The sequence below is a fragment of the Geodermatophilus sp. SYSU D01105 genome (assembly GCF_054050095.1).
In genome coordinates this window covers 59898-85189 of record NZ_JBJGYR010000001.1, presented here as the reverse complement: position 1 = coordinate 85189, position 25292 = coordinate 59898, and the positions used below count along the sequence as shown (strand labels likewise).

28 protein-coding genes are annotated in these 25292 nt (G+C 76.5%); 16 read left to right on the top strand and 12 right to left on the bottom strand.

Going from position 1 to position 25292, the window contains the following annotated elements; genetic code table 11:
* Positions 1-54: 54 nt before the first annotated feature.
* Together ACI79I_RS00430 and ACI79I_RS00425 are read right to left on the bottom strand one after the other, a co-directional pair.
* The gene (locus ACI79I_RS00430; RefSeq protein WP_456989939.1) at positions 55-1674 is read right to left on the bottom strand and encodes an ABC-F family ATP-binding cassette domain-containing protein; all 1620 of its coding nucleotides are present in this window, start codon (positions 1672-1674) and stop codon (positions 55-57) included.
* Positions 1675-1733: 59 nt separating this feature from the next.
* Positions 1734-1928, bottom strand: a complete 195-nt coding sequence (locus ACI79I_RS00425; RefSeq protein WP_456946756.1) for a three-helix bundle dimerization domain-containing protein — start codon at positions 1926-1928, stop codon at positions 1734-1736.
* 195 nt (positions 1929-2123) lie between these two features.
* Here ACI79I_RS00425 and ACI79I_RS00420 point away from each other — a divergent pair, with 195 nt between their 5' ends.
* Together ACI79I_RS00420 and ACI79I_RS00415 are read left to right on the top strand one after the other, a co-directional pair.
* The gene (locus ACI79I_RS00420; RefSeq protein WP_456989936.1) at positions 2124-3431 is read left to right on the top strand and encodes a phosphoribosyltransferase family protein; all 1308 of its coding nucleotides are present in this window, start codon (positions 2124-2126) and stop codon (positions 3429-3431) included.
* 7 nt (positions 3432-3438) lie between these two features.
* A complete protein-coding gene (locus ACI79I_RS00415) occupies positions 3439-4560 on the top strand; it encodes a CapA family protein (RefSeq protein WP_456989934.1) in 1122 nt (373 codons plus the stop codon).
* Here ACI79I_RS00415 and ACI79I_RS00410 read toward each other — a convergent pair.
* Genes ACI79I_RS00410 through ACI79I_RS00395 form a run of 4 tightly spaced genes read right to left on the bottom strand, consistent with a single transcriptional unit; the run spans position 4545 to position 6457 of the window.
* On the bottom strand, positions 4545-4976 hold the full coding sequence (locus ACI79I_RS00410) for a DUF1801 domain-containing protein (RefSeq protein WP_456989932.1): 432 nt from the start codon (positions 4974-4976) through the stop codon (positions 4545-4547). The two genes, ACI79I_RS00415 and ACI79I_RS00410, sit on opposite strands and share 16 nt — an antisense overlap.
* A gap of 10 nt (positions 4977-4986) precedes the next feature.
* Positions 4987-5109, bottom strand: coding sequence for a hypothetical protein (locus ACI79I_RS00405; RefSeq protein WP_456989930.1), 123 nt, complete (start codon positions 5107-5109; stop codon positions 4987-4989).
* 34 nt (positions 5110-5143) lie between these two features.
* Positions 5144-5722, bottom strand: a complete 579-nt coding sequence (locus ACI79I_RS00400) for a class I SAM-dependent methyltransferase (protein WP_456989928.1) — start codon at positions 5720-5722, stop codon at positions 5144-5146.
* Between the two features lie 12 nt (positions 5723-5734).
* Positions 5735-6457, bottom strand: a complete 723-nt coding sequence (locus ACI79I_RS00395) for an SDR family NAD(P)-dependent oxidoreductase (protein ID WP_456989926.1) — start codon at positions 6455-6457, stop codon at positions 5735-5737.
* A 339-nt stretch (positions 6458-6796) separates the two neighbouring features.
* On the opposite strand from ACI79I_RS00395, the gene ACI79I_RS00390 reads away from it, so the two are divergent.
* From ACI79I_RS00390 to ACI79I_RS00375, 4 genes are all read left to right on the top strand, one after another.
* The gene (locus ACI79I_RS00390; RefSeq protein ID WP_456989924.1) at positions 6797-7705 is read left to right on the top strand and encodes a hypothetical protein; all 909 of its coding nucleotides are present in this window, start codon (positions 6797-6799) and stop codon (positions 7703-7705) included.
* Between the two features lie 88 nt (positions 7706-7793).
* A complete protein-coding gene (locus ACI79I_RS00385; protein ID WP_456989922.1) occupies positions 7794-9221 on the top strand; it encodes a hypothetical protein in 1428 nt (475 codons plus the stop codon).
* Positions 9222-9306: 85 nt separating this feature from the next.
* Complete coding sequence (locus tag ACI79I_RS00380; protein WP_456989920.1) at positions 9307-9846, top strand: GNAT family N-acetyltransferase; 540 nt, start codon at positions 9307-9309, stop codon at positions 9844-9846.
* Between the two features lie 36 nt (positions 9847-9882).
* Positions 9883-10944 (top strand): winged helix DNA-binding domain-containing protein, encoded by a 1062-nt coding sequence (locus ACI79I_RS00375; protein WP_456989918.1) that lies wholly within the window; start codon positions 9883-9885, stop codon positions 10942-10944.
* Here the strand turns inward: ACI79I_RS00375 and ACI79I_RS00370 are convergent.
* Entirely contained in the window at positions 10883-11515 is a 633-nt protein-coding gene (locus ACI79I_RS00370) for a DUF2127 domain-containing protein (protein ID WP_456989916.1), read from the bottom strand. The two genes, ACI79I_RS00375 and ACI79I_RS00370, sit on opposite strands and share 62 nt — an antisense overlap.
* A gap of 48 nt (positions 11516-11563) precedes the next feature.
* On the opposite strand from ACI79I_RS00370, the gene ACI79I_RS00365 reads away from it, so the two are divergent.
* On the top strand, positions 11564-13111 hold the full coding sequence (locus ACI79I_RS00365; RefSeq protein WP_456989914.1) for an FUSC family protein: 1548 nt from the start codon (positions 11564-11566) through the stop codon (positions 13109-13111).
* A 6-nt stretch (positions 13112-13117) separates the two neighbouring features.
* On the opposite strand, the gene ACI79I_RS00360 is transcribed toward ACI79I_RS00365, so the two are convergent.
* The 4 genes from ACI79I_RS00360 to ACI79I_RS00345 form a co-directional block, all read right to left on the bottom strand.
* Positions 13118-14038: an ABC transporter substrate-binding protein gene (locus ACI79I_RS00360; protein WP_456989912.1), complete on the bottom strand. Its 921-nt coding sequence runs from the start codon at positions 14036-14038 to the stop codon at positions 13118-13120.
* A gap of 101 nt (positions 14039-14139) precedes the next feature.
* Positions 14140-14598 carry a nitroreductase family deazaflavin-dependent oxidoreductase gene (locus ACI79I_RS00355; protein WP_456989910.1) on the bottom strand — a complete coding sequence of 153 codons (459 nt, stop codon included), beginning with the start codon at positions 14596-14598 and terminating at the stop codon, positions 14140-14142.
* A gap of 10 nt (positions 14599-14608) precedes the next feature.
* Complete coding sequence (locus ACI79I_RS00350; protein WP_456989908.1) at positions 14609-15862, bottom strand: glutathionylspermidine synthase family protein; 1254 nt, start codon at positions 15860-15862, stop codon at positions 14609-14611.
* A 95-nt stretch (positions 15863-15957) separates the two neighbouring features.
* Positions 15958-16353: a hypothetical protein gene (locus tag ACI79I_RS00345; RefSeq protein WP_456989906.1), complete on the bottom strand. Its 396-nt coding sequence runs from the start codon at positions 16351-16353 to the stop codon at positions 15958-15960.
* A gap of 144 nt (positions 16354-16497) precedes the next feature.
* Here ACI79I_RS00345 and ACI79I_RS00340 point away from each other — a divergent pair, with 144 nt between their 5' ends.
* From ACI79I_RS00340 to ACI79I_RS00330, 3 genes are all read left to right on the top strand, one after another.
* Positions 16498-17355, top strand: a complete 858-nt coding sequence (locus tag ACI79I_RS00340; RefSeq protein ID WP_456989904.1) for a formate/nitrite transporter family protein — start codon at positions 16498-16500, stop codon at positions 17353-17355.
* A gap of 76 nt (positions 17356-17431) precedes the next feature.
* Complete coding sequence (ypfJ, locus tag ACI79I_RS00335; protein WP_456989902.1) at positions 17432-18352, top strand: KPN_02809 family neutral zinc metallopeptidase; 921 nt, start codon at positions 17432-17434, stop codon at positions 18350-18352.
* Positions 18352-19185, top strand: coding sequence for an enoyl-CoA hydratase/isomerase family protein (locus ACI79I_RS00330; protein ID WP_456989900.1), 834 nt, complete (start codon positions 18352-18354; stop codon positions 19183-19185). Before ypfJ ends, ACI79I_RS00330 begins: the two co-directional genes overlap by 1 nt.
* Before the next feature lie 88 nt (positions 19186-19273).
* Here the strand turns inward: ACI79I_RS00330 and ACI79I_RS00325 are convergent, their stop codons facing one another.
* Positions 19274-20113 (bottom strand): siderophore-interacting protein, encoded by an 840-nt coding sequence (locus tag ACI79I_RS00325; protein WP_456989898.1) that lies wholly within the window; start codon positions 20111-20113, stop codon positions 19274-19276.
* Between the two features lie 392 nt (positions 20114-20505).
* On the opposite strand from ACI79I_RS00325, the gene ACI79I_RS00320 reads away from it, so the two are divergent.
* From ACI79I_RS00320 to ACI79I_RS00295, 6 genes are all read left to right on the top strand, one after another.
* Complete coding sequence (locus ACI79I_RS00320; protein WP_456989896.1) at positions 20506-21387, top strand: hypothetical protein; 882 nt, start codon at positions 20506-20508, stop codon at positions 21385-21387.
* Between the two features lie 3 nt (positions 21388-21390).
* On the top strand, positions 21391-21939 hold the full coding sequence (locus ACI79I_RS00315; RefSeq protein ID WP_456989894.1) for a phage holin family protein: 549 nt from the start codon (positions 21391-21393) through the stop codon (positions 21937-21939).
* A 39-nt stretch (positions 21940-21978) separates the two neighbouring features.
* Positions 21979-22680 carry a DUF3618 domain-containing protein gene (locus ACI79I_RS00310; protein WP_456989892.1) on the top strand — a complete coding sequence of 234 codons (702 nt, stop codon included), beginning with the start codon at positions 21979-21981 and terminating at the stop codon, positions 22678-22680.
* 196 nt (positions 22681-22876) lie between these two features.
* Complete coding sequence (locus tag ACI79I_RS00305) at positions 22877-23266, top strand: response regulator transcription factor (protein WP_456989890.1); 390 nt, start codon at positions 22877-22879, stop codon at positions 23264-23266.
* Positions 23263-24519 (top strand): sensor histidine kinase, encoded by a 1257-nt coding sequence (locus ACI79I_RS00300; protein ID WP_456989888.1) that lies wholly within the window; start codon positions 23263-23265, stop codon positions 24517-24519. The genes ACI79I_RS00305 and ACI79I_RS00300 overlap by 4 nt, the downstream gene beginning before the upstream one ends.
* Positions 24520-24676: 157 nt before the next feature.
* Positions 24677-25288, top strand: coding sequence for a TasA family protein (locus ACI79I_RS00295; protein WP_456989885.1), 612 nt, complete (start codon positions 24677-24679; stop codon positions 25286-25288).
* Positions 25289-25292 lie beyond the last annotated feature (4 nt).

The window sequence follows — 25292 nt, the reverse complement described above, 5'->3', positions numbered from 1 at the left end:
CACTCGCAAGCTCGCGTCGGGACCCTGCAGGGGGCCAGGCCGGGGCCGGCCGCGTCAGCGGGCCCGGACGACCCGCCCCTCGTCGAACACCGGCTCGGCCGACTCGTACACCCGGCCGTCGGCGCCGAAGACGAGGAACCGGTCGAACGAGCGGGCGAACCAGCGGTCGTGGGTGACGGCGAGCACCGTCCCCTCGAACGCGGCCAGCGCCTCCTCCAGCGACTCCGCGGAGAGCACGTCGAGGTTGTCGGTCGGCTCGTCGAGCAGCAGCAGGGTCGCGCCGGAGAGCTCGAGCAGCAGCACCTGGAAGCGCGCCTGCTGCCCGCCGGAGAGGGTCCGGAAGAGCTGGTCGCCCTCGGCGGCCAGTCCATAGCGGCGCAGCGCGGACATCGCCCGTCCGCGGTCGACCCCCGGCCGTCCGGGCTCGCCGTGCCAGAGCAGGTCGACCAGGGTGCGCTCCAGCCACTCCGGGTGGGCGTGGGTCTGCGCGAAGAAGCCCGGGACCACGCGGGCGCCCAGCCGCCAGGAGCCGGTGTGTGCGACGTCCTGCCCGGCCAGCAACCGCAGGAAGTGCGACTTGCCCGCCCCGTTCGCCCCGAGGACGCCGACCCGGTCGCCGTACCAGACCTCCAGGTCGAACGGCTGCATGAGACCGCTGAGCTCCAGCTGCTCGGTCACCACCGCCCGGACGCCGGTGCGCCCGCCACGCAGCCGCATCGCCACCCGCTGCTCGGGCGGGCGGTCCGGCGGCGGACCCTCGGCCTCGAACCGGGCCAGCCGGGTCTGCACCGCCCGGTAACGAGAGGCCATGTCCGGCGAGTTGGCCGCCTGCTGCTGCAGCGTGCGCACGAGCTCGACCAGCCGCTGGTGCTCCTCGTCCCAGCGCCGGCGCAGCTCGGCGAGCCGGTCGTGCCGCGCCGTCCGGGCGTCGGCGTAGGAGGCGAAGCCACCGCCGTGCACCCACGCGGTCCCACCCTCGACGGTGACCACCCGGTCGGCGACGCGGGCCAGCAGCTCGCGGTCGTGGCTGACGAACAGCACCGTCTTCCGGGTCTCGAGCAGCCGCTGCTCCAGCCAGCGCTTCCCCGGGACGTCGAGATAGTTGTCCGGCTCGTCGAGCAGCAGCACCTCGTCGGGACCCCGGAGCAGCGCCTCCAGAGCCAGCCGTTTCTGCTCCCCGCCCGACAGCGTCGACAGCTCGCGGTACTTGCAGCGGTCGTAAGGGACGCCGAGCGCGGCCACGGTGACCGTGTCCCAGGTGACCTCGGCGTCGTAGCCGCCGGCGTCCCCCCACTGTCCCAGCGCGTCGGCGTAGGCCAGCTGCGCGGCGTCGCCGTCGGTCTCCATGAGGGTCAGCTCGGCGGCCTCGACCGCCTCCCACGCCGCGCGGACGGCGGGCGGCGAGAGCTCGACGAGGAACCGCTGCACCGTCGTGTCGTCGCGCAGGGAGCCGATGAACTGCCGCATCACGCCGAGCCCACCGCTGCGCGCCACCGCCCCGGCCTCGGGCACGATGTCGCCGGCGATGACCCGCAGCAGCGTCGTCTTGCCGGCGCCGTTCTCCCCGACCAGTGCCGCCCGGGCGCCCTCACCGATCCGGAACGACACGTCGTCGAGCAGCACCCGCCCGTCCGGGAGGGTGTGCCGCACCGCGGTCACGTCGACGTAGCCCACCGGGACATCGTCCGGGCGGCCGCAACCGGGTTACCGGGACCCTGCCGAGGAGTCCTCCCTCACGCCACCGACTGCAGCCGCTCCCGCGCCAGGCGCTCGACCAGCTCCGGCAACGCCGTGGCCGGCACGCCGCTGAGGTCCCGGCGGCAGCTGCGCACCACGGTGCCGATGACCTGCGGCCGGAGCCGGGCGCGGAACTCGTCGGCGAGCCGGGCGACGGCCTGGTCGACGGCGGGGTCGTCGGTCAGCGTCATGCGGGGAGCCCCCTCGTGCGGGCGTGCCGGGTCTGGCACCGGTGGCGCCGTGGGCGCCCGGTCGGTCGGTCCCGTACACCGTCGCTGGCCCTCCGGGCCCCCACCAGGGACCTAGGTCCCCGGCAGCCCCGGCGGTGACCAACGTCCCCTGTCGGCGGCCACCGCCGGCGCGCAGCATCGGGGCAGGAGGTGCCCGTGCCGTTCCTCGACCGCCGGGACGCCGGACGGCGGCTGGCCCGGCTGCTGGCCCCGTTGCGCGGCAGCGACGTGGTCGTCCTCGGCCTGCCCCGCGGCGGGGTGCCCGTCGCCGCCGAGGTCGCCCGGGCCCTGGGCGCGTCGCTGGACGTCGTCGTGGTGCGCAAGCTGGGCGTCCCGGTCCAGCCGGAGCTCGCCATGGGCGCCGTCGGCGAGGGCGGCGTCACGGTGGTGGACGCGCGGGTCCTCGCCCTGGCCGGTGTCGGCCCGGCCGACCTCGCGCGGGTGGAGGAGCGGGAGCGGGCCGAGCTGGACCGGCGGGCCCGCGCCTTCCGCGGCGACCGGCCGCGGGTGCCGCTGGCCGGCCGCACGGCGGTCGTGGTGGACGACGGGATCGCGACCGGGTCCACCGCGCGGGCGGCCTGCGCGGTGGTGCGGGCGCAGGGCGCCGCCCGCGTCGTCCTCGCCGCGCCGGTGTGCGCCCGCGACGGGGCCGGGGCGCTGGCGGCCGAGGTGGACGAGCTGGTGTGCCTGGAGACGCCGCGGCGGTTCGCCGCGGTGGGGCAGTTCTACGACGACTTCCGCCCCACCGAGGACGCCGAGGTGGTGCAGCTGCTCACCGCCTGCGCGCACCCGACGACCACCACCACCCGGCCCGCCGTCGACGAGGAGGTCACGGTGCCGGCGGGGTCGGCGGAACTGGCGGGCTCCCTGAGCGTGCCGCCGGACGCCCGCGGGCTGGTCGTCTTCGTCCACGGCAGCGGCAGCAGCCGGCACAGCCCGCGCAACCGGTACGTGGCCGGGGTCCTGCACGAGGCCGCGCTCGGGACCCTGCTGTTCGACCTGCTCACCCCGGCGGAGGAGGCCGACCGCGCCACCGTCTTCGACATCGCGCTGCTGGCCGCCCGCCTGGGCGAGGTCCTCGCGTGGGTGCGCAGCTCCCCGGCGGCCCGCGGGCTGCCGATCGGCTGCTTCGGGGCCAGCACCGGCGCGGCCGCGGCGCTGGTGGCCGCCGCCGACGACGACGGGGTGGACGCCGTGGTCTCCCGTGGCGGCCGGCCGGACCTGGCCGGGCCGCGGTTGGCCGACGTCCGTGCGCCGACCCTGCTCGTCGTGGGCGGCGCCGACGAGCAGGTGCTCGAGCTCAACCGGCAGGCGGCGGCGCGGCTGCGGTGCGAGCACCGGCTGGCCGTCGTCCCGGGCGCCACCCACCTGTTCGAGGAGCCGGGGACCCTGCAGGCGGCGGCGGAGCTGGCCCGCGACTGGTTCGTCGCCCACCTGGCCCGTGCGCCCGGGCACACCGGCTGAGGGCGCCGTGACCGACCGGTCGGTGACGCTGTTCCTCGGCGGCGACGTGATGCTCGGCCGCGGCGTCGACCAGGTGCTGCCCTCCCCCGCCGGCCCGGAGCTGCGCGAGCGGACCGTCCGGGACGCCCGCACCTACGTCCGCCTGGCCGAGGAGGCGCACGGGCCGATCCCCCGTCCGATGCACCCCGCCGCGCCCTGGGGCGACCTGCTGGCCGTGCTCGACGCCGCGCGGCCCGACGCCCGCATCGTCAACCTCGAGACCAGCGTGACCGCCGACGGGGACCCCGCGCCCGGCAAGCCGGTCTGCTACCGCGTGCACCCGGCGAACCTGCCGTGCCTGGCGGCGGTGCGGCCGGACGTCTGCGTGCTGGCCAACAACCACGTGCTCGACTTCGGACCCCGCGGCCTGGCCGACACCCTGGCCGCACTGGCCGCGGCCGGCCTGCGGGTGGCCGGGGCGGGCGTGGACGAGGACGCCGCGTGGGCGCCGGCCGTCGTCCCGCTGTCAGGCGGGCGCCGGCTGGTGGTCACCGCCTTCGGGACGCCGTCCAGCGGCATCCCGGCGGAGTGGGCCGCGACCGGACGGCGGGCCGGCGTGGCCCGGCTCGACCGTCTCACCGACGCCACGGCCGACCGCGTCCTCGGCCGGGTGGCGGAGGTGCGGCGCCCGGGCGACGTCGTGGTCGCCTCGGTGCACTGGGGGTCGAACTGGGGCTGGCCGGTGCCGCCGGAGCAGGTGCCCTTCGCCGCCCGGCTGGTCGACGGCGGGGTGGACGTGGTGCACGGCCACTCCTCGCACCACCCGCGCCCGGTCGAGCTGCACCGCGGCCGGCTGGTGCTGCACGGGTGCGGTGACCTCGTCGACGACTACGAGGGCATCGGCGGTCACGAGTACCACCGGCCGGACCTGCGGGTCGGCTGGCTGGCCACCCTGGGGCCGGACGGCGCGCTGACCGGGCTGCGCGGAACGGTGCTGCGGGCCCGGCGGTTGCGGCTGGAGCGCGCGCCCGTGGCCGACGCGGCGTACCTGGCCGAGCGGCTCGCCGACGCCGGCGGCCGGTGCGCGCTGCGGCTGCGACCGACCCCGGACGGCGACCTGGTGGGCCGGCCGGGTCAGGCGGCGGAGTAGGCGTTGCGGCCGGCCGCGGTCGCCGCCACGGCGTCCTGCAGCACGGTGCGCAGCTCGGCCTGGTCCACCCTGTCCAGCGCGGTGAACCGGATGCAGCTCTTGCCGCAGGAGACCTTCCCGAGCCGCTCGGCCCTCGCCTCGGGCAGGTACTCCCCGTCGACGACGGCGCAGACGTAGAGCGACAGGTGCCGCTTCTGGGCGGCCAGCGCGATCAGCGGCCAGGTGGTGGTCTCCTTCGCCGACCTCGCCCGGTAGGGCATGAGGCCGTAGCCGAGCATCGCGCCGCTGCCGACGGGCACCAGCTGCCGGTCGATCCCCGGCGCGGCCGCCATCACCAGCGCGTCGGCCCGGCGCAACTCCTCCTCGCGCGGGCCGGCCGCGGCGAACCACTGCTCGATCTCGTCGGACCCGGTCACCGGCGCCTCCTCAGCCCAGGGCGAGCGACAGCACCGTCGCCGCCGCCGCGAGCACCAGGGCCAGCACGACCACCGCCGCGACCAGCCGCCGTCGCCGCTCGGCTCGGGGGCCGCCGGCACCGCCCATCCCCATCACGAGCGGCACCGTACCGCCGGGGCGTGACCGGTCAGCTCCTCCGCCGTCCCCACAGCACGGTGTCCAGCGCGGTGCCGGCCGCGGTCTCCCGGCGGACCTGCTCGAGCCGGTCGACGTCGAGCAGCTCCGCGACCGGCGTCAGCCGCTCGACGCTGTGCAGGATCGCCGGGTCCTGCGGCCCGCCGACGCCGCGCGCCACGTTGTCCACGTCGTGGCCGAGGACGAGCAGCCGACCGCCGGGCCGCAGCCAGCCGACCGCCCGCCGCAGCAGCGCGGTGGTGTCGCGCTCCGGCAGGTGCAGGTAGGCGACCAGCACCAGGTCCAGCGCGTCGCCGGCGGGCGCCCAGGCCAGGACGTCGGCGGTGACCCAGGTGACCCGCTCGGCGCCGGGGCGCGCCCTGCCGCGGGCCAGCCCGGCCGCGGAGAAGTCGACGGCGGTCACCCGCCAGCCGCGGTCGGCCAGCCACAGCGCGTGGCGCCCCTCCCCCGCGGCCAGGTCGACCGCCGCTCCGGCCGGCACGTCGCCGAGCAGCTCGGCCACCAGCGCGTTGGGCCCGGGTGACCACTGCTGCTGCTCGGCGTAGCGCGCGTCCCAGTCCGATGCCTGCACACCGGGAGTCTGTCAGTGCAGGACCATGCCGCCGGCGACGTTGAGCGCGTCCCCGGTGAGGTAGTCGGCGTCGCTGGAGGCCAGGAAGAGCGCGGCGCGGGCGACGTCCTGCGGCTCGCCGAGGCGGCCGAGCGGCGAGAGCGCCGACCAGCCGGCGACGTGCCGGCGGCTGAGCGCCGCGGCCTCGGCCGGCTCGACCACGTAGCCCGGGCACAGGCAGTTGACGGTGATGCCGTGCGGGCCGAGCTCGTGCGCCGCGGCCCGGGTCAGGGCCATGACCGCGGCCTTCGACGCCGCGTAGTGCGCCTGCCCGCCCCCGGCGGTGCCGCCGGCGCTGGCCACGTTGACGACCTTGCCGGCGCAGTCGTCACCGGGGGCCCGGAAGCCGACCATGGCGCAGGCCGCGGCCTGGATCGCGATGAGCATCGACTGCGCGGGCATCGCGAAGGCCTCGCCGAGCTCCGCGGGGTCCATCTCGAGCAGCGGCGCGAACTGCTGCACCCCGGCGTCGTTCACCAGGACGTCGATCCCGCCCAGGCCGGCGATGGCCTTCTCCATCGCCTCCCGGGTCTCGGTGACGTCGGAGAGGTCGACGGCGTAGGACCGCCCGCGGACCTCCTCGGCCAGGCGGGCGGCCTCCTCGGCGCGCGGGTCGAGCACCGCCACCGTGGCCCCCTCCGCGGCGAACGCGCGGACGATCGCGGCACCGATGTCCCGGGCGCCGCCGGTGACCACGACCCGTCGTCCGAGCAGCCGCATCACCGGGCCGCCCGGCCGTCACGGGAGGCGCCCGGGGACGGGCGTGCGGGGGCCAGGAGGAAGTGGATCATGGGGGAGGTCTTCCGTCGGGTGCAGTCCGCGGACGCCGGTACCCACTCGGCCCGCCGACTCACATCCCTGCGCCACCGGACCGGCACGTTCCGCAACAGCGCCCGACACGAGCCGCGGCGATCACGGTGCGTCACCGGGCCGCCCGAGAGCCACCCGAAGAGGGGACGGCTCTCGGCGCGCGGGCCGGGCACCTCCCTTCCTAACCTCAGGTGACCGACCGACCACGAGGGGTGGAGGGGCGCGATGTCCGACGCGACGCCTGCCCTCCCCCGCGCCGGTCGTCGGCGCCGGGTGCTCGGCCGGGCGGCGCTCCTCGGGGGGCTGGGCCTGGGCCTCTGGCTGCTCGGGACGTCGTCCGCCTCGGCCGACGACGCCCGCTCCCCCCTCGCCGTCCCCTCGGCGGTCTCCGGACTCGTCGAGTCCCGAGGCGGCGTCCCCCGGGCGCTGCAGGTCGCGGTCCCCGAGGTCGTGACGGCTCCGGTGGACACCGTCTCGTCCCTGGTGCCCGACCTGCCGGTCGTCGCCCCCGTGACCGAGGCCGTGCGCGCCGCCGTCGAGCCCGTGGTCGCTCCGCTGACGGCCGCGGTCCCGCAGGTCGTCCGGTCGGGCACGGCGGTCGTCGAGCCGGTGACCGGTCCGCTCCAGCCGTCGCTCGAGGCCGTCGTCCCGGCCCTGACCCCGCCGGGCACCGGCGGCCTCGAGCGACCCACGGACGCCGGCGCTGCACCGGCTCCTCTCCCGGACGCCGAGCCCCGTGCCGCGGCAGCTCCGCCCGCCGCCGTGCCACCCGCTCCCCCCGCCGCCGAGCCGGGTGCACCCCGAGCCGACCTCCCGGTCGTCGCGGACGGGACACCCGGCGCCGGCCCGGCGTCGGCCCCGGTGCCCGCCACGGCTCCGGACCGCCCGCTCTCCGACGCCGCGCCGACCCCGTCGCCGGGCACCCCACCGGCCGCCCCGTCCGCACCGTGGGCGGGCAGCACCCCGCCCCCGCCGCCTGCGGCCGGCTCGGCCGGCTCCGCTCCGGACGCCGGCAGCGCCCTCCCGGCCGCCGGCGTGCCGGGCGCCGTCCTGGCCGCGTCGAGGGCCCGGTGGGCCGACGCCCGGGACGCGACCGCCGACCTCGCCTCCGACCCGTCCTCCTCCCCCGACTGAGTGCCCCGGGCCGGCCCGCACAGCCGGCACGGCACGTCACCGGTCCCGGCCGGGGCCGGTCCACTCAGACCCGGAGAGAGAGACAGCGATGAACACATGGGTGCAGCGCGGCCTGCGGACCGCCCTGCTCACCGGTGGCCTCCTGGCCGCCGGAGCGGGCGTCGCCGCAGCCGACGAGAACGACGTCACCGCCAACGTGCTGGGGGTGACCGCGACCGTCCCGGTGGAGGACGGCGCGGTCCTCCACACCCCGGTCGTCACCGGGACCGGCGAGGACCTCACCGTCGGGGACGGGGCCGGCGACGGCCTCGTGCTCCCCGTCGACACCAACACGTCGCCGGGGACGACCGTCCTCGGCGACGCCGGGAGCGGGGGGCTGAGCGCCCCGGTGCGCGTCACCGAGGACGACGACGCCCCGCCCGACCCGACCGACGGCCTGGCCGTCACCGTCCCGGTCGGCACCTCCGGCGGCGGGACCGCCGGCACCACCGTGACCGTGCCGGTCGCGACCGGGGACCTCGGCGACGTCCTGGACGGCGACCCGAGCACCGGCACTGCGGTCGACGTCGACCTGACCGACCCGGTCGTGCCGGGCCCGGGCGGGTCCGGCGTGCTCCTGGACCTCGAGGACGCGGTGTCCGTCGGCGACGACGACCCGGCGACCGGCCGGGATCCGGTGCTCGAGGTGCCGGTCTCCGTCGACGGGGACCGCCCGACCACGGTGGGGCTGCCCGTCCCGGGGACCGAGGACGACGGTCCGCTGTCCGGGGACTCCATCGAGGTGGACCTCGGCGGCCTGCTGGGCGACGACGGGACCGTGGTCGCCGTGCCGGTGGACGGGGGCGGCGCAGGTACCGGCAGCGACCTGCTGGTCCGGGTCACCCTGCCGATCGGCCTCCCGGGCCTGTGGGGCGGTGCGGACGGCGCGGACAGCGACGACGGGCACGGCACCGGCCAGGGCGACGGCATCGGCTCGGGGACCGGGAGCGGGAGCGGCCGGGGCGACGGCTCCGGCCAGGGCGACGGCTCCGGCCCCGGGACCGGGACCGGGAGCGGGAGCGGGAGCGGCCAGGGCGACGGCCCCGGGACCGGGAACGCGGACGGGCCGGCACCCGACTCGGGCGCTCCCGGGACCGGCGACGACGGGACCGGCGCCAGCGGATCCGGCACCGGCGACACCTCCACCGGCGGCACCTCCACCGGCGGCACCGACGGCGACTGCGCCGGCACCGGCCGGGTCCCGGGCACGGCCGGGGGCGGCACCTCCCCGCGCACCGGTCCGGCTCCCGGCGGCCCCTCCGCCGGTGGCGCCCCCGGCAGCGACCCGGGCCGCGCCGGTCCGGCGACCGCGGACGCCTGCGGCACCGGCTCGGCCCCGGCGGCGGCCACGCGGCCGGCCTCCACCACGGCGGCGGTCGGCGGGCCGCTGACGGCCTCGGCCGGCCTCCTGGTGGCAGCCGGGCTGCTGCTGGCCGCCGGTCGCGGCCGGCTCTGGCGGGACCCGGTCCGGCGGTAGCCGCGATCCGGCGGTCCGGACGTCCCGCGCGGGGCGTCCGGCCCGCCGGCGTGCGCGCCCTCCCTCCCGGCGGCATCGTGGCCGGGTGCGCCCCGAGCACCCGGTCCGCCTGGTCCCCTTCGAGCCGGAGCACCTGCTCGCCGTCCTGCCGTGGTTCGACTCCCCCGAGGTCCAGCGGCGACTCGGCGGACGGGAGTGGCCGGAGCGCGAACTCGCGCTGCGCACGACGACCTGGACCGAGGAGTTCCGCGGGCGCCGGGTGCTGCGGGCGCACACCTTCGTCCTGCTCGACGCCGACGGCCGGCCGGTGGCCCAGATCGGCGGTGACGTCTACGACCGGTGGACGACGTGGGACCCGGTGCGGGAGCGCGTCCTCTCCACCGACCCCCTCCGGACGATGGGCGCCGCCTACGTCGTGGACCCGGACCGCTGGGGTCGGGGGTACGGGCGGGCGGTCCTGCGCGCCCTGGTCGAGGCGCCGGAGACCGCCGACGTCGAGCAGTTCGTGCTCGGCATCGAGCCGGACAACACCGCGAGCCTGCGCGCCGCCGCCGCGGCCGGGTTCGAGCCGCTCACCACCGAGCCCGACGCCGAGGACATGGTCCACCTCCGGCTGCGGCGCTGAGCCCCGATCGTCGGACCGGCCTGCCAGGCTCCGGCCATGACGACGGCACGCGAGCTGGCCCTGCTGCGGCTGGTGGCCCAGCGGATCGCCGGGCCCCGGCCGGCCACGGCGGCCGAGGCGGTGCGCCGGCTGACCTGCCTGCAGGCGCAGGAGTTCCCCGGCGCGCTGACCTCGGTGGCCCTGCGGACGGCGGAGCGGTCGCGGGCCGGGGTGGAGGCGGCGCTCGACGCCGGGGAGGTCGTCCGGTCGTGGCCGATGCGCGGCACCCTCCACCTGCTGCTCGCCGAGGACCTGCCGTGGATGCTGGAGCTGCTCGGGCCGCGGGTCCTGGCCGGCGCGGCGCAGCGGCGGGCCGGCCTGGGGCTGACCGAGGCGGAGGTCGAGCGGGCCCGCGAGCTGGTCACCGCCGTCCTGAGCGGCGGCCGGCGCTGCGGCCGCAGGGAGCTGTTGGCCGCCGTCGCCCAGGGCGGGGTGGCCACCACCGGGCAGCGCGGCTACCACCTGCTCTGGTACCTGGCGCAGACCGGGACCCTCTGCCTCGGTCCGGTGCGGGACGGCGACCAGCTGTTCGTCCTCCTCGACGAGTGGGTGCGCGCGCCGCGGCGGCTCGCCCGCGACGAGGCCCTCGCCGAGCTGGCGCTGGGCTACCTCACCGGCCACGGCCCGGCGACCGTCGCCGACCTCGCGCGGTGGGCGGGGCTGCCGGTGACCGCCGTCCGCGCCGGGGTGGCCGCCGTCCGGGAGCAGCTGGCCGCGGTGGAGGTCGACGGCCGCGAGTACCTGATGGCGCCGCAGACGCCCGACCTGCTCGCCGAGCACCGCGCCGAGGCCGCCGGGCTGTTCCTGCTGCCCGGGTTCGACGAGTTCGTCCTCGGCTACGCCGACCGCAGCTGCGCCGTCCCGCCCGAGTTCGCCGACCGCATCGTCCCCGGCAACAACGGCGTCTTCCGGCCGACCGTCGTCCACGGCGGGCGGGTGCTCGGGACGTGGCGGTGGGAGGGGAAGGGCGCGCGGCGGACGGTCGGCGCGACGCCGTTCACCGCCTTCCCGGAGGAGGTGGCGGCGGCCCTCCCCGCCGTCGCGGCGGCGCTGCCCTGACACGCCCGCGATCGGGCCGACCGGGTGGGCGCGGGCGCCGGGTCCGGGGCAGCCGCCGGTACTCCCGTACAACGAGGACGGCGATCAGGAGGTCGAGCGCGGCGGCGACCCCCAGCAGCACCGACCCGGTGCGCAGCGCCCGCAGCAGCTCGTAGCCGACGAAGACCCCGAGGACGGCGACCGCGACCGGGTAGGCGGGCCGGACCTCGCGCAGCAGGGCGACGACCAGGCCGAGCTTCACCAGGCCGTGCAGGGTGAGGTAGACGATCGCGAACGTCCGGTCGCCGCCGGCCAGCACGGCCTCCCCCGCGGCGAACCGCTCGGCCAGCTCACCGCGGGGACTGCCGAGCAGGTGGTGCTCGACCACCCGGCGGGTCAGCCCGGCGAGCGCCTGCGGCCCCGCGACGGCGAGCGCGACGCCCGCGAGCAGCTCGACCGCGCCGTCGAGTCCCTTGAGGAACAGCGCGGCGCGCAGCAGCCGGTCGGTGGTCGTGACCGCGATGGTCCTCGGCCCGGGAGACGCCGACCAGGGACCAGGGACCAGGGACCAGGGACCAGGGACCGGGATCACTGCGCCGCCGCGCGGTGCGCGGCCTGCCCAGCGGTGAGGATGAGGGTCGTGTCCGCTGCCCCCTCCCGCGCGCGACGGGTGCGCCCGCACCTCGTCGGCCCACCGCTGCCGGGGCTGTCCGCGCTGTGGCAGTCCGGCGGCCGGCGGGGGGTCACGGCCGCGGTCTGCATGACCGTGCCGCTCGCCCTCGGGGTCGGCGCGGGCCGGGCCGACCTCGGCTCCGCCGCGGCACTCGCCGCCCTGACCGCCGTCTACGGGCACGCCCTGCCCTACCGGCGCCGGGCGGTGGTGGTCGCGGCGGTCGCCGTGTCGTCCACCGTGGCGAGCGCGCTCGGCGCCCTGGCCGGCGGGCACCCGGTCGCCCTCTCCCTGCTGCTCGGCGCGCTCGCCGCGGCGGCGGCCGCGGTCACCGTGCTGTGGCGGGTCGGCCCGCCCGGGCCGCTGGGCGTCGTCCTGGTGGCGGGCGGGTCGAGCGCGCTGGGCACCACCCCGGCCGACCTGGGCCTGCACGCCCTCGCCGCGGCCGGGGGTGCGGGGCTGGCCTGGGCCGGCTGCATGCTGCCGTGGCTGTGGGACCCCACCGGGCCGGAGCGGCGGGCGCTGGCCGCCGCCGAGGCGGCGGTCGGGGTGGTCGAGCGCGGCGAGCCGGGCACCCAGCGGCCCGGCACGGTCGCCCGCGCCGTCCGCGTGGCCGAGGCCGCTGTCGGCAGCGGCAGCAGGCGGGACGACGGCACGCTGCGCCGGCGCCTCGACGAGGTCGAGCAGCGGTTCATGCGGGCCCTCCCCGAGAGCCGGCCCGACCCCGTTCCCCTGCCGGAGGCCGAGGTGCCCGACCACCGCTGGTGGCACTCCCCGTGGGCGGCGACGGCGCTGCGCATCGGGGTGGGCGCCGCCGCGGCCGGGCTGGTCGCCACGGCGTTGGGCCTGCAGAGCCCGTACTGGGCGGTGACGACCGCGGTCGGCGTCCAGCTGGGCACCGACGCGCGGGCCACCCGGGCGCGCGGGCTGCACCGGGCGACCGGCACGGTGCTCGGCGTCCTCGTCGCGGGCCTGCTCATCTGGCTGGACCTGCCGGTCGGCGTGGAGATCGCCCTGGTCGGCGTCCTGCAGCTGGGCGTCGAGCTGCTCATCGCGCACCAGTACGTGCTGGCGGTCTCCTCCATCACCCCGCTGGTGCTGCTGCTGGTGCACATCGGCCTGCCCGGGCGGTCGGGGGCCGACCTGATCGGCGAGCGGCTGGCCGAGACGGCGGTCGGCATCGTCCTCGCCCTCGCCGTCGGGCTGTCCCTGCTGCCGCGCGCCGCCAGCCGCCGACTCCCGGGCGCGGTCCGCGCCACCGCCGATGCCGCGGTCTCCGCCGCCGCGGCCGATCCGGGCACGGCGGCCGACCGCCGGCTGCACGACACGCTGGTCCACCTCAACGAGGTGGCCACCGCCGCGCGCGCCGAGCTGCTGCCCACCCCGGCGGGGACCGCCTGGACCTCGCGGTCGCGCTGGGTCGCCGACCTCGGGTGGGGACTGCTCGGCGCCCGCGCCCGCGGCGACGCGCAGCTGGGCGGCTCGCTGGCCCGCCGGATCACCGACGAGCTGGCCTGACCGGGGTCAGGACTGCAGCCGGCCCGCGATCTGCTCCAGGTCGTCGAGCACCAGCCGGGCACCGATCGGCCCGATCGCCAGGAACCAGCGGTCGTCGTCCACCTCGAAGGCCCGGCCCTGCTGCACCGCCGACATGCCCTGCCAGAGACCGCCGGCGGTGACCTGCGCGGCGGCGGTGCGGCCGTCCTCCCCGTAGGCGGCGGAGAGCACCAGGTCCGCGTCGGCCGCGGCGATCTCCTCGGGGCTGACCTCGACGAAGGTCTCCGCCGTCCGCTGCTGCTCGGGGCGGGCGAAGCCGACGTCGGCGAGCACCGACCCGATGAAGGAGCCCTCCCCGTAGAGCCGGACGGCGGTGCCGTCGAGGAAGCGGACCACGCTCACCTCGGTGCCCGCCGGGTCCCCGAACAGCGCGCCCACCTCCGCGGCCCGGGCCGCGTGCTCGTCGAGCAGGCGCTCGGCCTCCTCGGAGCGGTCGAGGGCCTCGCCGGCCAGGCGCAGGTTCTCCTGCCAGCTCTCGCCGATCGACTCGGCGAACACGGTCGGCGCGATCGCCGAGAGCTGGTCGTACACGTCGGTGTGCCGGACGGCGTTGGACAGGATGAGGTCCGGATCGAGTGCGGCGATCGCCTCCAGGTCCGGCTCGGCGATCGTGCCGACGTTCGCGATGTCGGCCGGGTCGGCGCCGGCGTCCTCGATGTAGGCCGGCAGCTCGTCGCTGACGTCGGTGCGCACCGCGCCGACCGGGGTCACGCCGAGCGCCAGCACGGCGTCCAGCTCGCCGGTGTCGAGGACGACGACCCGCTCGGGCGCGCCCTCGATCTCGGTCGTGCCCAGCGCGTGCTCCACGGTGCGGGTCTGCGCGGCCGGCGCGGCCTCCGTCGCCGCCTCCTCGCCGCCGCAGCCCGCCAGCACGAGCCCCGCCGCCACCGCCAGCACTCCCCCGCGGACCCGTCCGATCCCCTGCACAGTCGTCCTCCCGGTCCGCCGGCCCCTCCGGCTCCCGGGACGACAACTTAGGGCAGCCTCACCTACTCGCGATCACCAGGGCGCCGCTCGACGACGAACACCGGGATCTCCCGGTCGGTCCGCTGCTGGTAGACGGCGTACTCGGGGTAGACCGCGACGGCCCGCTCCCACCACTGCGCCTTCTCCTCGCCGGTGACCTCGCGGGCGACGCCGTCCCACGGCTCCGGGCCGTCCTGGACGGTCACCTGGTCCGGGTACCGGCGCACGTTGGCCACCCACGCCGGGTCCTTGGGCGCACCGCCGACGGAGCCGACCATCGCGTAGGCACCCTCGTGCTCGACCCGCATGAGCCCGTTCTTGCGCACCTTCCCGGTCTTCGCACCGCGGGTCCAGAAGATGGCGATCGGGATCCCGGTGTCCCGCAGCGTGTTGGCCTCGCGCCCGCCCGTGGCCTCGTAGCGCTCCACCTGGTCGCGGACCCACTGCTGCGTGCTCGGCTCGTACTCACCCTCCAGCGGCATGTCCCGGACCCTAGGTCGGCCGCCGCCCGCCGGCCTGGGGAGCCCGGAAGTCGATGGTGTGCGGGACGAACCAGCTGAGGTTGTCGGTGATCAGCCCGTCGCTCTCCCGGATGCCCAGGCCGGCCGGCTCCCCGTCGACCACCCAGGCACCCAGCACCGGGTGGTGCGGGCCGTCGGCGCCCGGGAAGTCGGGCAGCGGGGCGAACTCCTGGACCACCCACCCCTCGGTGCCGTAGCGGCCCGGCTGGGCGACCTGGACCTGCCCGCCGCGCACGATCGAGACGTTGGCCCCCTCCCGGCCCCACAGCGGCTTGCGGACGTAGTCCCGCCAGGACGAGGGCATCTCGTCGGCGAAGTAGGCCGGCAGCAGCAGCTGCGAGAGCTCGGCGTCGCCGCCGAACAGCTGCCAGAGCACCGGCAGCAGCGCCTTGGTGCTCCACAGCATCTTGTAGGTCGGCTCCACCCAGGTGGTCCCGCCGGGCCGGGCGGCGTCGGCGAGGACGGCCTCGCCGAACTCGTCCTCGATCAGCCACTCCCAGGGGTAGAGCTTGAAGACGACGTCGAGGTGGCGGCCCTGCGGGTCGTAGAAGCGGCCGTCCCCGTCGTCGAGCGCGATGTCCTCGACGACCAGCTCGATCGCCTCGTACCCGGCCTGCACGACGGTGTCCATCAGGTAGGCGACGGTCATCCGGTCCTCGCCGGAGGTCTCCTCCGACGTCCAGGCCAGGTGCACCCGGGGACGCACACCGGTCCGCCGCTCCCAGCGGGTGAGGTTGCGCTGCCACGCGGCGACCAGCCGGTCGTGCAGGGCGTTCCACTGGTCGGTGCCCTGGCCGGTGAACAGGTGCCAGTTCCACTGGGTGACGGCGGACTCGACCAGGCCGGTCGGGGTGTCGGCGTTGAACTCCAGCAGCTTGGGCGGGCCCTGCCCGTCGTAGCGCAGGTCGAAGCGGCCGTAGACGCTGGGCGGCTCGGCCTCCCACGTGCGGCGGACCTCCGGCCGGGCGACCGGCGGGATCCGCATCCGGTCGAACAGGTCGTGCTCGACGACGTGGTCACCGGCGGCCACGCACATCTCGAACAGCTGCGCGACCCAGCCCTCCAGCCGTTCCACCTCGGCCATCGTGAAGTCGTAGAAGGGGCCCTCGCGCCAGTAGCTGCGGACCTCCCCGCCGGGCGTGGTGGTGCGGTTGTAGACCAGGCCCTGGGCCTCGATCTCGGCCTCCCACCCCGGCCGGACCACGCCACCCTCGACCCGCCTCACCCGGACCTCCTCTCCTCCACCCGCGAGATCTGCACACTCGCGGTCGTGCCGCGGCTGAAGGCCGCCACTGTGCAGATCTCGCTGACGCGGACGCCTCAGCCGCCCGCCGTCCCGACCCGTCCGCCGGTGCCCGACCCGATGCCCCCGGTGACGCGGGTGCCGCCGGTCACCTTGCCGGTGGCGGGCAGGCCGGCCCGCTGCCGGGCGGCGGTGTCGGCCGGGTTGATGCGGGTACCGCCGGCGGGGAGCACGGTGCCCAGCGGCAGGCCGGGGCGGAAACCGCCCAGGTACAGGAAGAACAGCCCGGCGCCGGGACCGCGGTAGCCGTCGTCGCAGAAGTCGTCGTCGACGATCTCGCCGTCCTCGTTGGTGCAGTAGGCGACCTGCTCCTGCTCGTCGTCGTCCGTCCCGCACCCGGCGAGGAACCCGGTGGCCGCGGTCGCGAGCACCGTCGTGGTGAGGGCGCTGCGGACGCGGTTGGAGACGGCCATGTGCTCTCCCGGCTGTGTCGAGGATGTCGCCCGACCCTAGATCGACACCTGCAGGAGGTCACCCTCCTCCCGTCGTCGACGAGCCGGAGCGGCCGCCGAGCACTAGCGTCCGGACTCCGAGGCCCGCTGCCGCGTGGAGGCGCGATGTCCGACCGCCAACCCCCCGAGATGGCTCAGGTGGCCAGCGAGACGGGAGCCAAGAAGGTCCACCGGACGTGGGACCGCGTCCTGGTCAGCGCCTTCCTCGGGGGTGCCTACATCGCCTTCGGCGCGCTGGTGGCGATCACGGTGTCCTCCGGCCTGGACCCCGGCACGTGGGGCACGCTGCCCACCCTCTTCATGGGCGCCGCCTTCACCCTCGGCCTGGTCCTGGTGCTCATCGCCGGCTCCGACCTCGCCACCGGCAACATGCTGCTGGTCCCGCTCGGCGCGATGCAGGGCCGGCTCAGCACCGGCGACGTCGCCAAGAACCTCACCCTGGTGCTGTTGGGCAACCTGCTCGGCGCCCTGTTCGTGGCGTACTTCCTCGCCGTCCAGACCGGGGTCATCGGCACGCCCGGCGCCTCGGGCAGCGCCGCGCTGACCCACGACCGGCTGGCGGCGATCGCCGAGGCCAAGGGCCTGCACGAGTCCCCCTGGCAGGTGTTCCTGCGCGGCGTCGGGTGCAACTGGCTGGTCTGCCTGGGCGTGTGGATGTCGCTGGCGGCCTCCACCGTGTCGGGCAAGGTGCTGGCGATCTTCTTCCCGATCATGGCGTTCGTCGCGATGGGGTTCGACCACGTCGTGGCCAACATGTTCTTCCTCCCGGCCGCGATCTTCGCCGGGGTCCCGGACCTCGGCTGGGGCGACGTCCTGCTCAACTGGCTGATGGCCGGGCTCGGGAACCTGGTCGGCGCGGTGGTCTTCGTCGCGACGTCCTACTGGTACCTATTCCTCCGCGACCAGCCGACCGAGCAGCCGAGCCGGACGCCGACCGGCGGGGAGGCCGCCGAGCGCGCATGACCGGGGCCCGCCCGGGGCACCGCCGCTGAGCCGGGCACCGTCCCGGCGCGCTCCACGACCGGGAGGGAAGTGCTCGATGAGGTACAGCGAGGGCGCCGACCTCGACACGTCCGGCGTCCAGGACCGCCGCGGCGGGGGCGGGTTCGGCGGCGGCCGCGGGCTGGCGGTCGGGGGCGGGGGGCTGGGGCTGGTCGGCCTCCTCGTCGTCGTCCTCTTCCAGGTGCTCGGCGGAGGAGGCGGCGGCGGCACCGGCGCGGCGCTGGGCCAGCTGGACAGCCTCGGCGAGGGGCAGACCGCCGACAACGGCCAGCTCGAGCAGCAGTGCCGGACCGGGGCCGACGCCAACGAGTCGGTCGACTGCGCGGTGGTCGCCGACATCGAGTCGATCCAGGACTACTGGTCCGGCGTGCTCGGCGACCGGTACCAGCCGACCGACACCGTGTTCTTCAACGGTTCGGTGCAGACCAGCTGCGGCGGGGCCACCAGCGGCTCGGGGCCCTTCTACTGCCCGGGCGACCAGCTGGTCTACATCGACCTGTCGTTCTTCGACACGCTCCAGCAGCAGTTCGGCGCCGAGGGCGGGCTGTTCGTCAACGCCTACGTGATCGCCCACGAGTACGGCCACCACGTGCAGAACCTGCTCGGCACCAACCAGCAGGTGACGCCCGGGGAGACCGGCCCGGCCAGCGGCACCGTGCGCCTCGAGCTGCAGGCCGACTGCTACGCCGGAGCCTGGGCGAACCACGCCGAGACGGTGCCCGACGAGTCCGGCCAGCCGCTGATCGCCGAGATCACCCAGGACGACGTCGACCGGGCGCTGGACGCCGCGGCGCGCATCGGGGACGACTTCATCCAGCGCGACCTGGGCGGCGGCACCGTCGACCAGGACGCGTTCACCCACGGCTCGTCGGAGCAGCGGCAGCGCTGGTTCACCACCGGGTACGAGACCGGTGACCCGGCGCAGTGCGACACCTTCGCCACCGACGACCTCGGCTGATGGCGGAGGACCCCTCCGGCCCCTGCCACCCGCAGGCCCGCGAGGAGACCCAGCAGCGGGCCCGCCTGCGGGTGCAGAGCGACGGCGCCGTCGCCGTCCTGACCATCGCCCGGCCCGAGAAGCGCAACGCCCTGACCGCCGGCATGTGGGCGGCGCTGCCCGAGGTGCTGGCCGGGCCGGCCGGTGACCCGGCCGTGCGCGTGCTGGTGGTGACCGGCGAAGGGACCAGCTTCTGCGCCGGCGCCGACATCGCCGACCTGCTCGGCGGCCCGGACCCCGACGACCCCATGGCGGCGCTGCGGGAGGACAACCTCGCCGCCCAGGCGGCGCTGCGCGAGTTCCCGAAGCCGACGATCGCCATGGTCCGCGGCCACTGCATCGGCGGCGGTGTGGAGCTGGCCACCTGCTGCGACCTGCGGGTCACCGACCCGACCGGGGTGTTCGGGGTGACCCCGGCCCGGGTCGGGGTCGTCTACACACCGGAGTCGACGAAGGCGCTGCTCGACCTGGTCGGCCCCGGGATGACCAAGTACCTGCTGTTCAGCGGGGAGCTGGTCGACGCCCCGACGGCGCTGCGCGCCGGCCTGGTCGACCGGCTGGTGCCCGCCGAGGACCTCGAGCGGGAGGTGTCCGCCCTCGCCGGGGTGCTCGCCGCCCGCTCGGCGCTGACCCAGCGGGCGGTCAAGGAGGTCGTGGCCGACCTGTCCGCCGGGGGCGACGGTCGGGCCGCGGCCGGCCGCTGGTACCGCGAGACGATCGCGGCCGGGGAGCTCGCCGAGGGCGTGGCCGCGTTCGCCGAGCGGCGCCCGCCCCGGTTCCCCTGGACGGGCTGACCGGGTCGGACCGCCGTGTCACCGGGGCGGCTCCCGGTCCCGGTCCGCTCCTCGCTCGCCGGCGCTCGCTGCGATGCTCCCGCGACCGTCAGACCGCCAGGACCCGGTCGTCGGCCTCCACCGCCGCGTTCCACTCGGCCTTCTCCGCGCGCCAGGTCTCGTCGGTACGGCCCAGCCGCCAGTAGCCGGAGACCGACAGCAGCTCGCGGGGCACCAGCCGCTCGGCGCGGAGGAACCGGCGCAGGTCCCGCACGAAGCCGGCCTCGCCGTGCACGAAGGCGTGCACCGAACCGGCCGGCAGCTCCGCGGCGAGGACGGCGGCGACCAGCGCGGTGCCCGGCTGGCCCGCGCGGTGCACCCAGACCAGCTCCGCCCCCGGCGGGAGGACCAGGTCCTGCTCCTCGGCGGGGTCGGCCACCTCGACGAAGGCCCTCGCCGGCGCCCCCGCGGGGAGCCGCTCCAGCGAGGCGGCGATGGCCGGCAGCGCGGTCTCGTCGCCGACCAGCAGGTGCCAGTCAGCGTCCGGGCTCGGGCTGTAGGCACCACCGGGGCCGAGCACCTGCACGGGGTCCCCCGGCCGGGCGGCCACCGCCCACGGGCCGGCCACCCCCTCGTCCCCGTGGACGACGACGTCGAGGGTGAGCTCGCCGGCCGCGGCGTCCCACGCCCGCACCGTGTACGTGCGCAGGCACGGCCAGTGCTCCTCCGCGTGGGCGGCCTTGACCTCCTCGACGTCGAACGGCGGCGCGTAGGGCGCGCCGGACGGCGGCAGGACCAGCTTCACGTAGCTGTCGGCGTGCTCCGGCGCGAAGCCGGCCAGCCCCTCCCCGCCCAGCACGAGGCGCACCAGGTGCGGGGTCGGCCGCGAGGTGCGCAGCACCGTGGCCAGCCGGGGGGTGCGCCGGCGGCGCGGGGCCTGGTCGGCCATGGGAGCTCCTCTGTTCGCGGGTAAGGCCTGCCTCACCTTAGTCCGGATCCCGCCCGCCGCGGCGGCCGTCCGGCGGACGCGGCCGTTTCGCCGCTCCGAACAGGGGGTATCCGGCGGTCTGCGACACGGCGCCACCAAGACGCGGTGAGCACGACCGGCCGCGCAGTCCGGGACCCGGGATCCCGGAGCTGACGGCCAGCGCCACGTCTCCTCCGCCGGCCCGCGACGACGCATCCGGCGGTCGAGCACCGCGCGATCCGGTCCACCCCCCCAGGCGGGCCGGCACCCCTGACTACCTGCACATTCAGCCGCGACGACCGTCCGTCGGATGTGTGGGTGATCGCGATCTGGGTAGCGCCTGCACCGACCACGACGCACGCCGAGGAGGAACCATGACGCACTCCATGGACACCCCGCTCCCGCCGCCCCCGTCCACGCCCGGCTCGGGCGCGACCGCCGGGACGAGCACGACCGGCACGACGACCATCGGGACCACGACCACCACGTACGGCTCGGACTCCCCGTCCACCACCGACGTCGCCAAGGACGAGGCCCGCAACGTCGGCCAGACCGCGGCCCAGGCCGGCAGCCAGGTCGCCTCGACCGCCGCCGACCAGGCCAAGGAGGTCGCGTACGAGACCAAGCAGCAGGCCCGCAACCTGCTGGACCAGGGCCGCTCCCAGGTGCGCCAGCAGGCGGTCACCTCGCAGCAGAAGGCCGCCGAGGGGCTGCAGGGCATCGCCTCGCAGCTGCGCGGCATGGTCGACGGCACCGGCGCCCCCTCCGGGCCCGCCCGCGACCTGGTGGAGCAGGGCACCGCCAAGGTGGAGGAGCTCGCGACCTGGCTGCAGAACCGCGAGCCCGCCGACCTGCTCGAAGAGATCCGCTCCTTCGCCCGCCGCAAGCCGGGCACCTTCCTGCTCGGCGCCGCCCTCGCCGGCGTCGTCGCCGGCCGGCTGACCAGCGGGGTCAAGGCCGCGCACAGCGACTCCAGCACCTCGACGGGGCAGCACCGGGCCGCTGCGACGAGCTACACGCAGACCAACTACGTGGACCCGGCGCCGGCCTACTCGACCCACACCGGCACGACGACCGGGTACACCGAGACGACGGGCTACGGGGAGACCGCGGGCTACAGCGGCGCCCCGACCACGGGCACCGCGCCGGTCCCGCCCCCGCCGTACGGCACCGTGCCGCCCGAGGGCGCCGCCGTCCCGCCGACCACGGCGTCCGGGTGGGACGACCCCACCCGCCGGCCCGGTCAGGGGGTCTGACCGATGACGTCTCCCTACTCCGGCGCGACGCCGGTCGGGTCGCCGCAGGGCTACCAGGACCCGTCGCAGGGCACCTACACCCAGGGGAACTACACCGTCTCCCCTGACCAGGCGCAGGCCTACGGCGCGCACAGCGGCGCCATGGGCACGCCCCTGACCGAGCAGGGGCGCCCGGACGTCGAGGGCACCTCGGTCGGCCAGCTGATGGGCGAGGTCGCCAAGGACCTGTCCACGCTGATGCGCCAGGAGCTCGAGCTGGCCAAGGCCGAGGTCAAGGCCGAGGCGAGCAAGGCCGGCAAGGGTGCCGGGCTCATGGGCGCGGCCGGGTTCGCCGGCTACATGGTGCTGCTGTTCCTCTCCATCGCCCTGTGGTGGGCGCTGGAGAACGTGATGGACGCCGGGCTGGCCGCGCTGATCGTGGCGGTCATCTGGGGCGTCGTCGCGGCGGTCACCTTCGTGATGGGCCGCAAGCAGCTCAAGCGCGTCAACCCGAAGCCCGAGCGGACCGTCGACACCCTCCAGCAGGTGCCCGACGCGCTGAAGCCCCACTGACCCTCGGCCACCGGCCCTCCCAGACATCGGAGTTGGAACATGACCACCAGCAACGACCCGGAAGTCATCCGTCGGCAGATCGAGGCCACCCAGCGTGAGCTGAGCTACGACGTCGACGCCCTCAACGAGAAGGTCAACCCCGCCCGGGTGATGGACCGGCGGGTCACCGCGGCCAAGGGCCGCATCACCCGCGCGAAGGAGAGAGTGATGGGGAGCGCCCAGAACGCCCGCAGCTCGGTGATGGGCACCGCGCACGACACCCGCTCGACGGCGCAGTACCACGCGCAGAACGTCTCCGGGACCGTGCAGGACAAGGCGCACAGCGCGGCCGAGACCGTGCAGGACGCCGCCTCCTCGGCGGCGACCGCCGTCCAGCAGGCGCCGGACACCATCGTCCGGCAGACGCAGGGCAACCCGCTGGCCGCCGGGCTCATCGCCTTCGGGGTGGGCTGGCTGGTCTCCAGCCTGATGCCGGCGACCGAGAAGGAGCGGCAGCTGGCCCAGCAGGCCGAGACGGCGGTCCGCGAGAACAAGGACGCGCTGCTCGCCCCGGCCAAGCAGGCCGCGCAGGAGATCGGTGAGCAGCTCCGGCCCGCCGCGCAGCAGGCGGCGGAGGAGGTCCGGTCCACCGCGCAGGACGCCGCGCAGACGGTCAAGGAGGAGGGCCGCTCCGCGGCCCAGGACGTCCAGGGCCAGGCCCAGGAGTCGCGGCAGACGGTGCAGAGCCGCACCAGCAGCTGAGCGCCGCGCGCACCACTCCCCCACCGCGCCCCGCCGGGACCCCCGGCGGGGCGCGGTGCTGTCCGGGGTCACCCGCCAGGGTGAGCGCCGTCCCCGGCGGGTCCAGGTGGGTGCCCGGGACGCCGACGTCCGAGGGGAGAGGACACCACCGGCGCGGGCCCGCGGGCACCGGCCGCACGACCGAGGGAGCCCGCCCGTGCCGACCGCGCCGCCCCGCGTGCTGGTCGCCGACGACCAGGACGACATCCGCGCCCTCGTGTGCCTGGCCGTCCGCAGGGCCGGCGGGACCGTGGTCGCCGACGTGGGCGACGGCACCGCGGCACTGACCGCGGCGCTGGCCGGCCCGCCCGACCTCGCCGTCCTCGACGTCTCGATGCCGGGCGCGACCGGGCTGGAGGTCTGCGCCGCACTGCGTGCCGCCCCGGCCACCGCCACCGTCCCGGTCCTGCTGCTGTCGGCCGGTGCCTCCGCCGACGACGTCGCGCGCGGGCTCGCCGCCGGTGCCGACGCCTACCTCGCCAAGCCGTTCTCGGTCACCGGCCTGGTGGCCCGCATCCGGGACCTGACCGCCGGAGCAGCCGCATGACCACCGCCGAGGCCTCTCCGGCGCCCTCCGACGTCCCGTCGCTGCAGGCGGAGGTGGACCGGCTGCGGGCGGAGAACGCGGCCCTCGCCGCCCGGATGCAGCACCGCGACGGGGAGCTCGAGGTCGCCACCCGGATGCTGCAGGCCCGGGCGCAGACGATGACCAGCGTCATCGACGCGGTGACCGAGCAGTCGATCATCGGTACCGACGTCGACGGCGTCGTCCGGGTCTGGAACCCGGGCGCGGAGCGGATGCTCGGCCTGCCCCGCGCCGACGTCGTCCGCCGGCGGCGGATCACCGACTTCCACCTGCCCGAGGAACTGGCGGAGGCCGGCGGCGGCCTGACCGCGCTGGTGCGCACCGCGCAGGAGCAGGGCAGCGACGTCCGCGACTGGACCTACGTCACCGCCCGGGGCGAGGAGCTCACCGTCTCCGTGGCGGTCACCCCGCGCTCCGACGACACCGGCGCGCACGCCGGCTGGAACTTCGTCGGCACCGACATGACCGAGGTGCGCGCCACCGAGCGGATGAAGGACCAGTTCGTGAGCCTCATCAGCCACGAGCTGCGCACCCCGCTGAGCTCGATCCTGGGCTACCTGGAACTGGTGCTCGACGACCCCGACCAGCCCCTGACCGACGACCAGCGGCAGTACCTCAGCACCGTGGAGCGCAACGCCCAGCGTCTGCTGCGGCTGGTCGGCGACCTGCTGTTCACCGCGCAGGTCGACGCCGGCCGGTTCAGCCTGCAGCCCGAGGACGTCGACCTCGCCGCGGTGGTCCGCGCCGCGGAGGAGACCGCCCGGGTGACCGCGGCCGGCGCGGGCGTCGAGGTGGCGGTGGACGTGCCCGACGGCGGCCTGGTCGTCCGCGGGGACGCCGTCCGGCTCGGTCAGGCCTGCGACAACCTCGTCTCGAACGCGGTGAAGTTCACCCCGCGCGGCGGCCGGGTCACCCTCGCGCTGCGCGAGGGCTGGCGGGCGCCGGACGGCGAGGTCGTCGGCGACCCGCGGCCGGGTGCGGTGCCCGTCGCGCGGCTCTCGGTCAGCGACACCGGGATCGGCATCCCCGCCGCGGAGCAGGCGCAGTTGTCCGGCCGCTTCTTCCGCGCCTCGACAGCCCGCCGCGCCGCGGTCCCGGGCGTCGGGCTGGGGCTGGCGATCACCAAGGCGATCACCACCGCGCACGGCGGCACGCTGGACGTGTCCAGCGTCGAGGGGCGGGGCACCACCTTCACCCTCACCCTGCCGCGCTGAACCCCGCCCGCACCGCAGGAGCCTCCCCGGGACCGTTCCCGCGGGAGGCTTGCGGCTTTCTTGCGGGAGGCGGGCGGGCAGCCTGCGGTTCGGTCCCCAGAGTCGTCCCTGTCGCCGGAACAGCCCGTTCCGGTCCCCACGACAGGAGACGCAGGACATGAGCAGCAAGGCCCGCACCACCACCGCCCGCAAGGTCGTCGGCTCGCTCGGCGTGATCGGTGCGGCCGCGGCCGTCGCAGGCCTGGGCACCTTCGGCACCTTCACCGACTCGACCACCCCGGTCACCACCCAGGTCGCCTCGGGCACCGTGGACATCGACCTGGCCCAGCCGGCCGCCGCGATCCCTGCCGCGACCACCGGCTTCCTGCCCGGCGACTCCATGTCCCGCACGGTCACGCTCTCCAACACCGGCACCGCGCCGCTGTCCTCGGTCACCCTCGGCGTGACGTCGTCCACCGACACGGTGCTGACCAAGGACACCGTCCGCGGCCTGCAGCTGTCGCTGAAGTCCTGCTCGGTGGCCTGGACGCAGGGCGGTGCCGCCGGCGCCCCGACCTACACCTGCTCGGGGACGGAGCGTTCGCTCGGTTCTGGGCCGGTCGTCAACAACCGCACGCTCGACAACCCCGCGAGCCTCACCCCCGGCGGCGTCGACCACCTCGTCTTCACGATCTCGCTCCCCGACGCGGCCGACAACGCGTTCGCCGGCAAGGACACCACGCTGGGCCTGACCTTCACCGGCGTCCAGCGCAGCGGCACCGCCCGCTGACGGT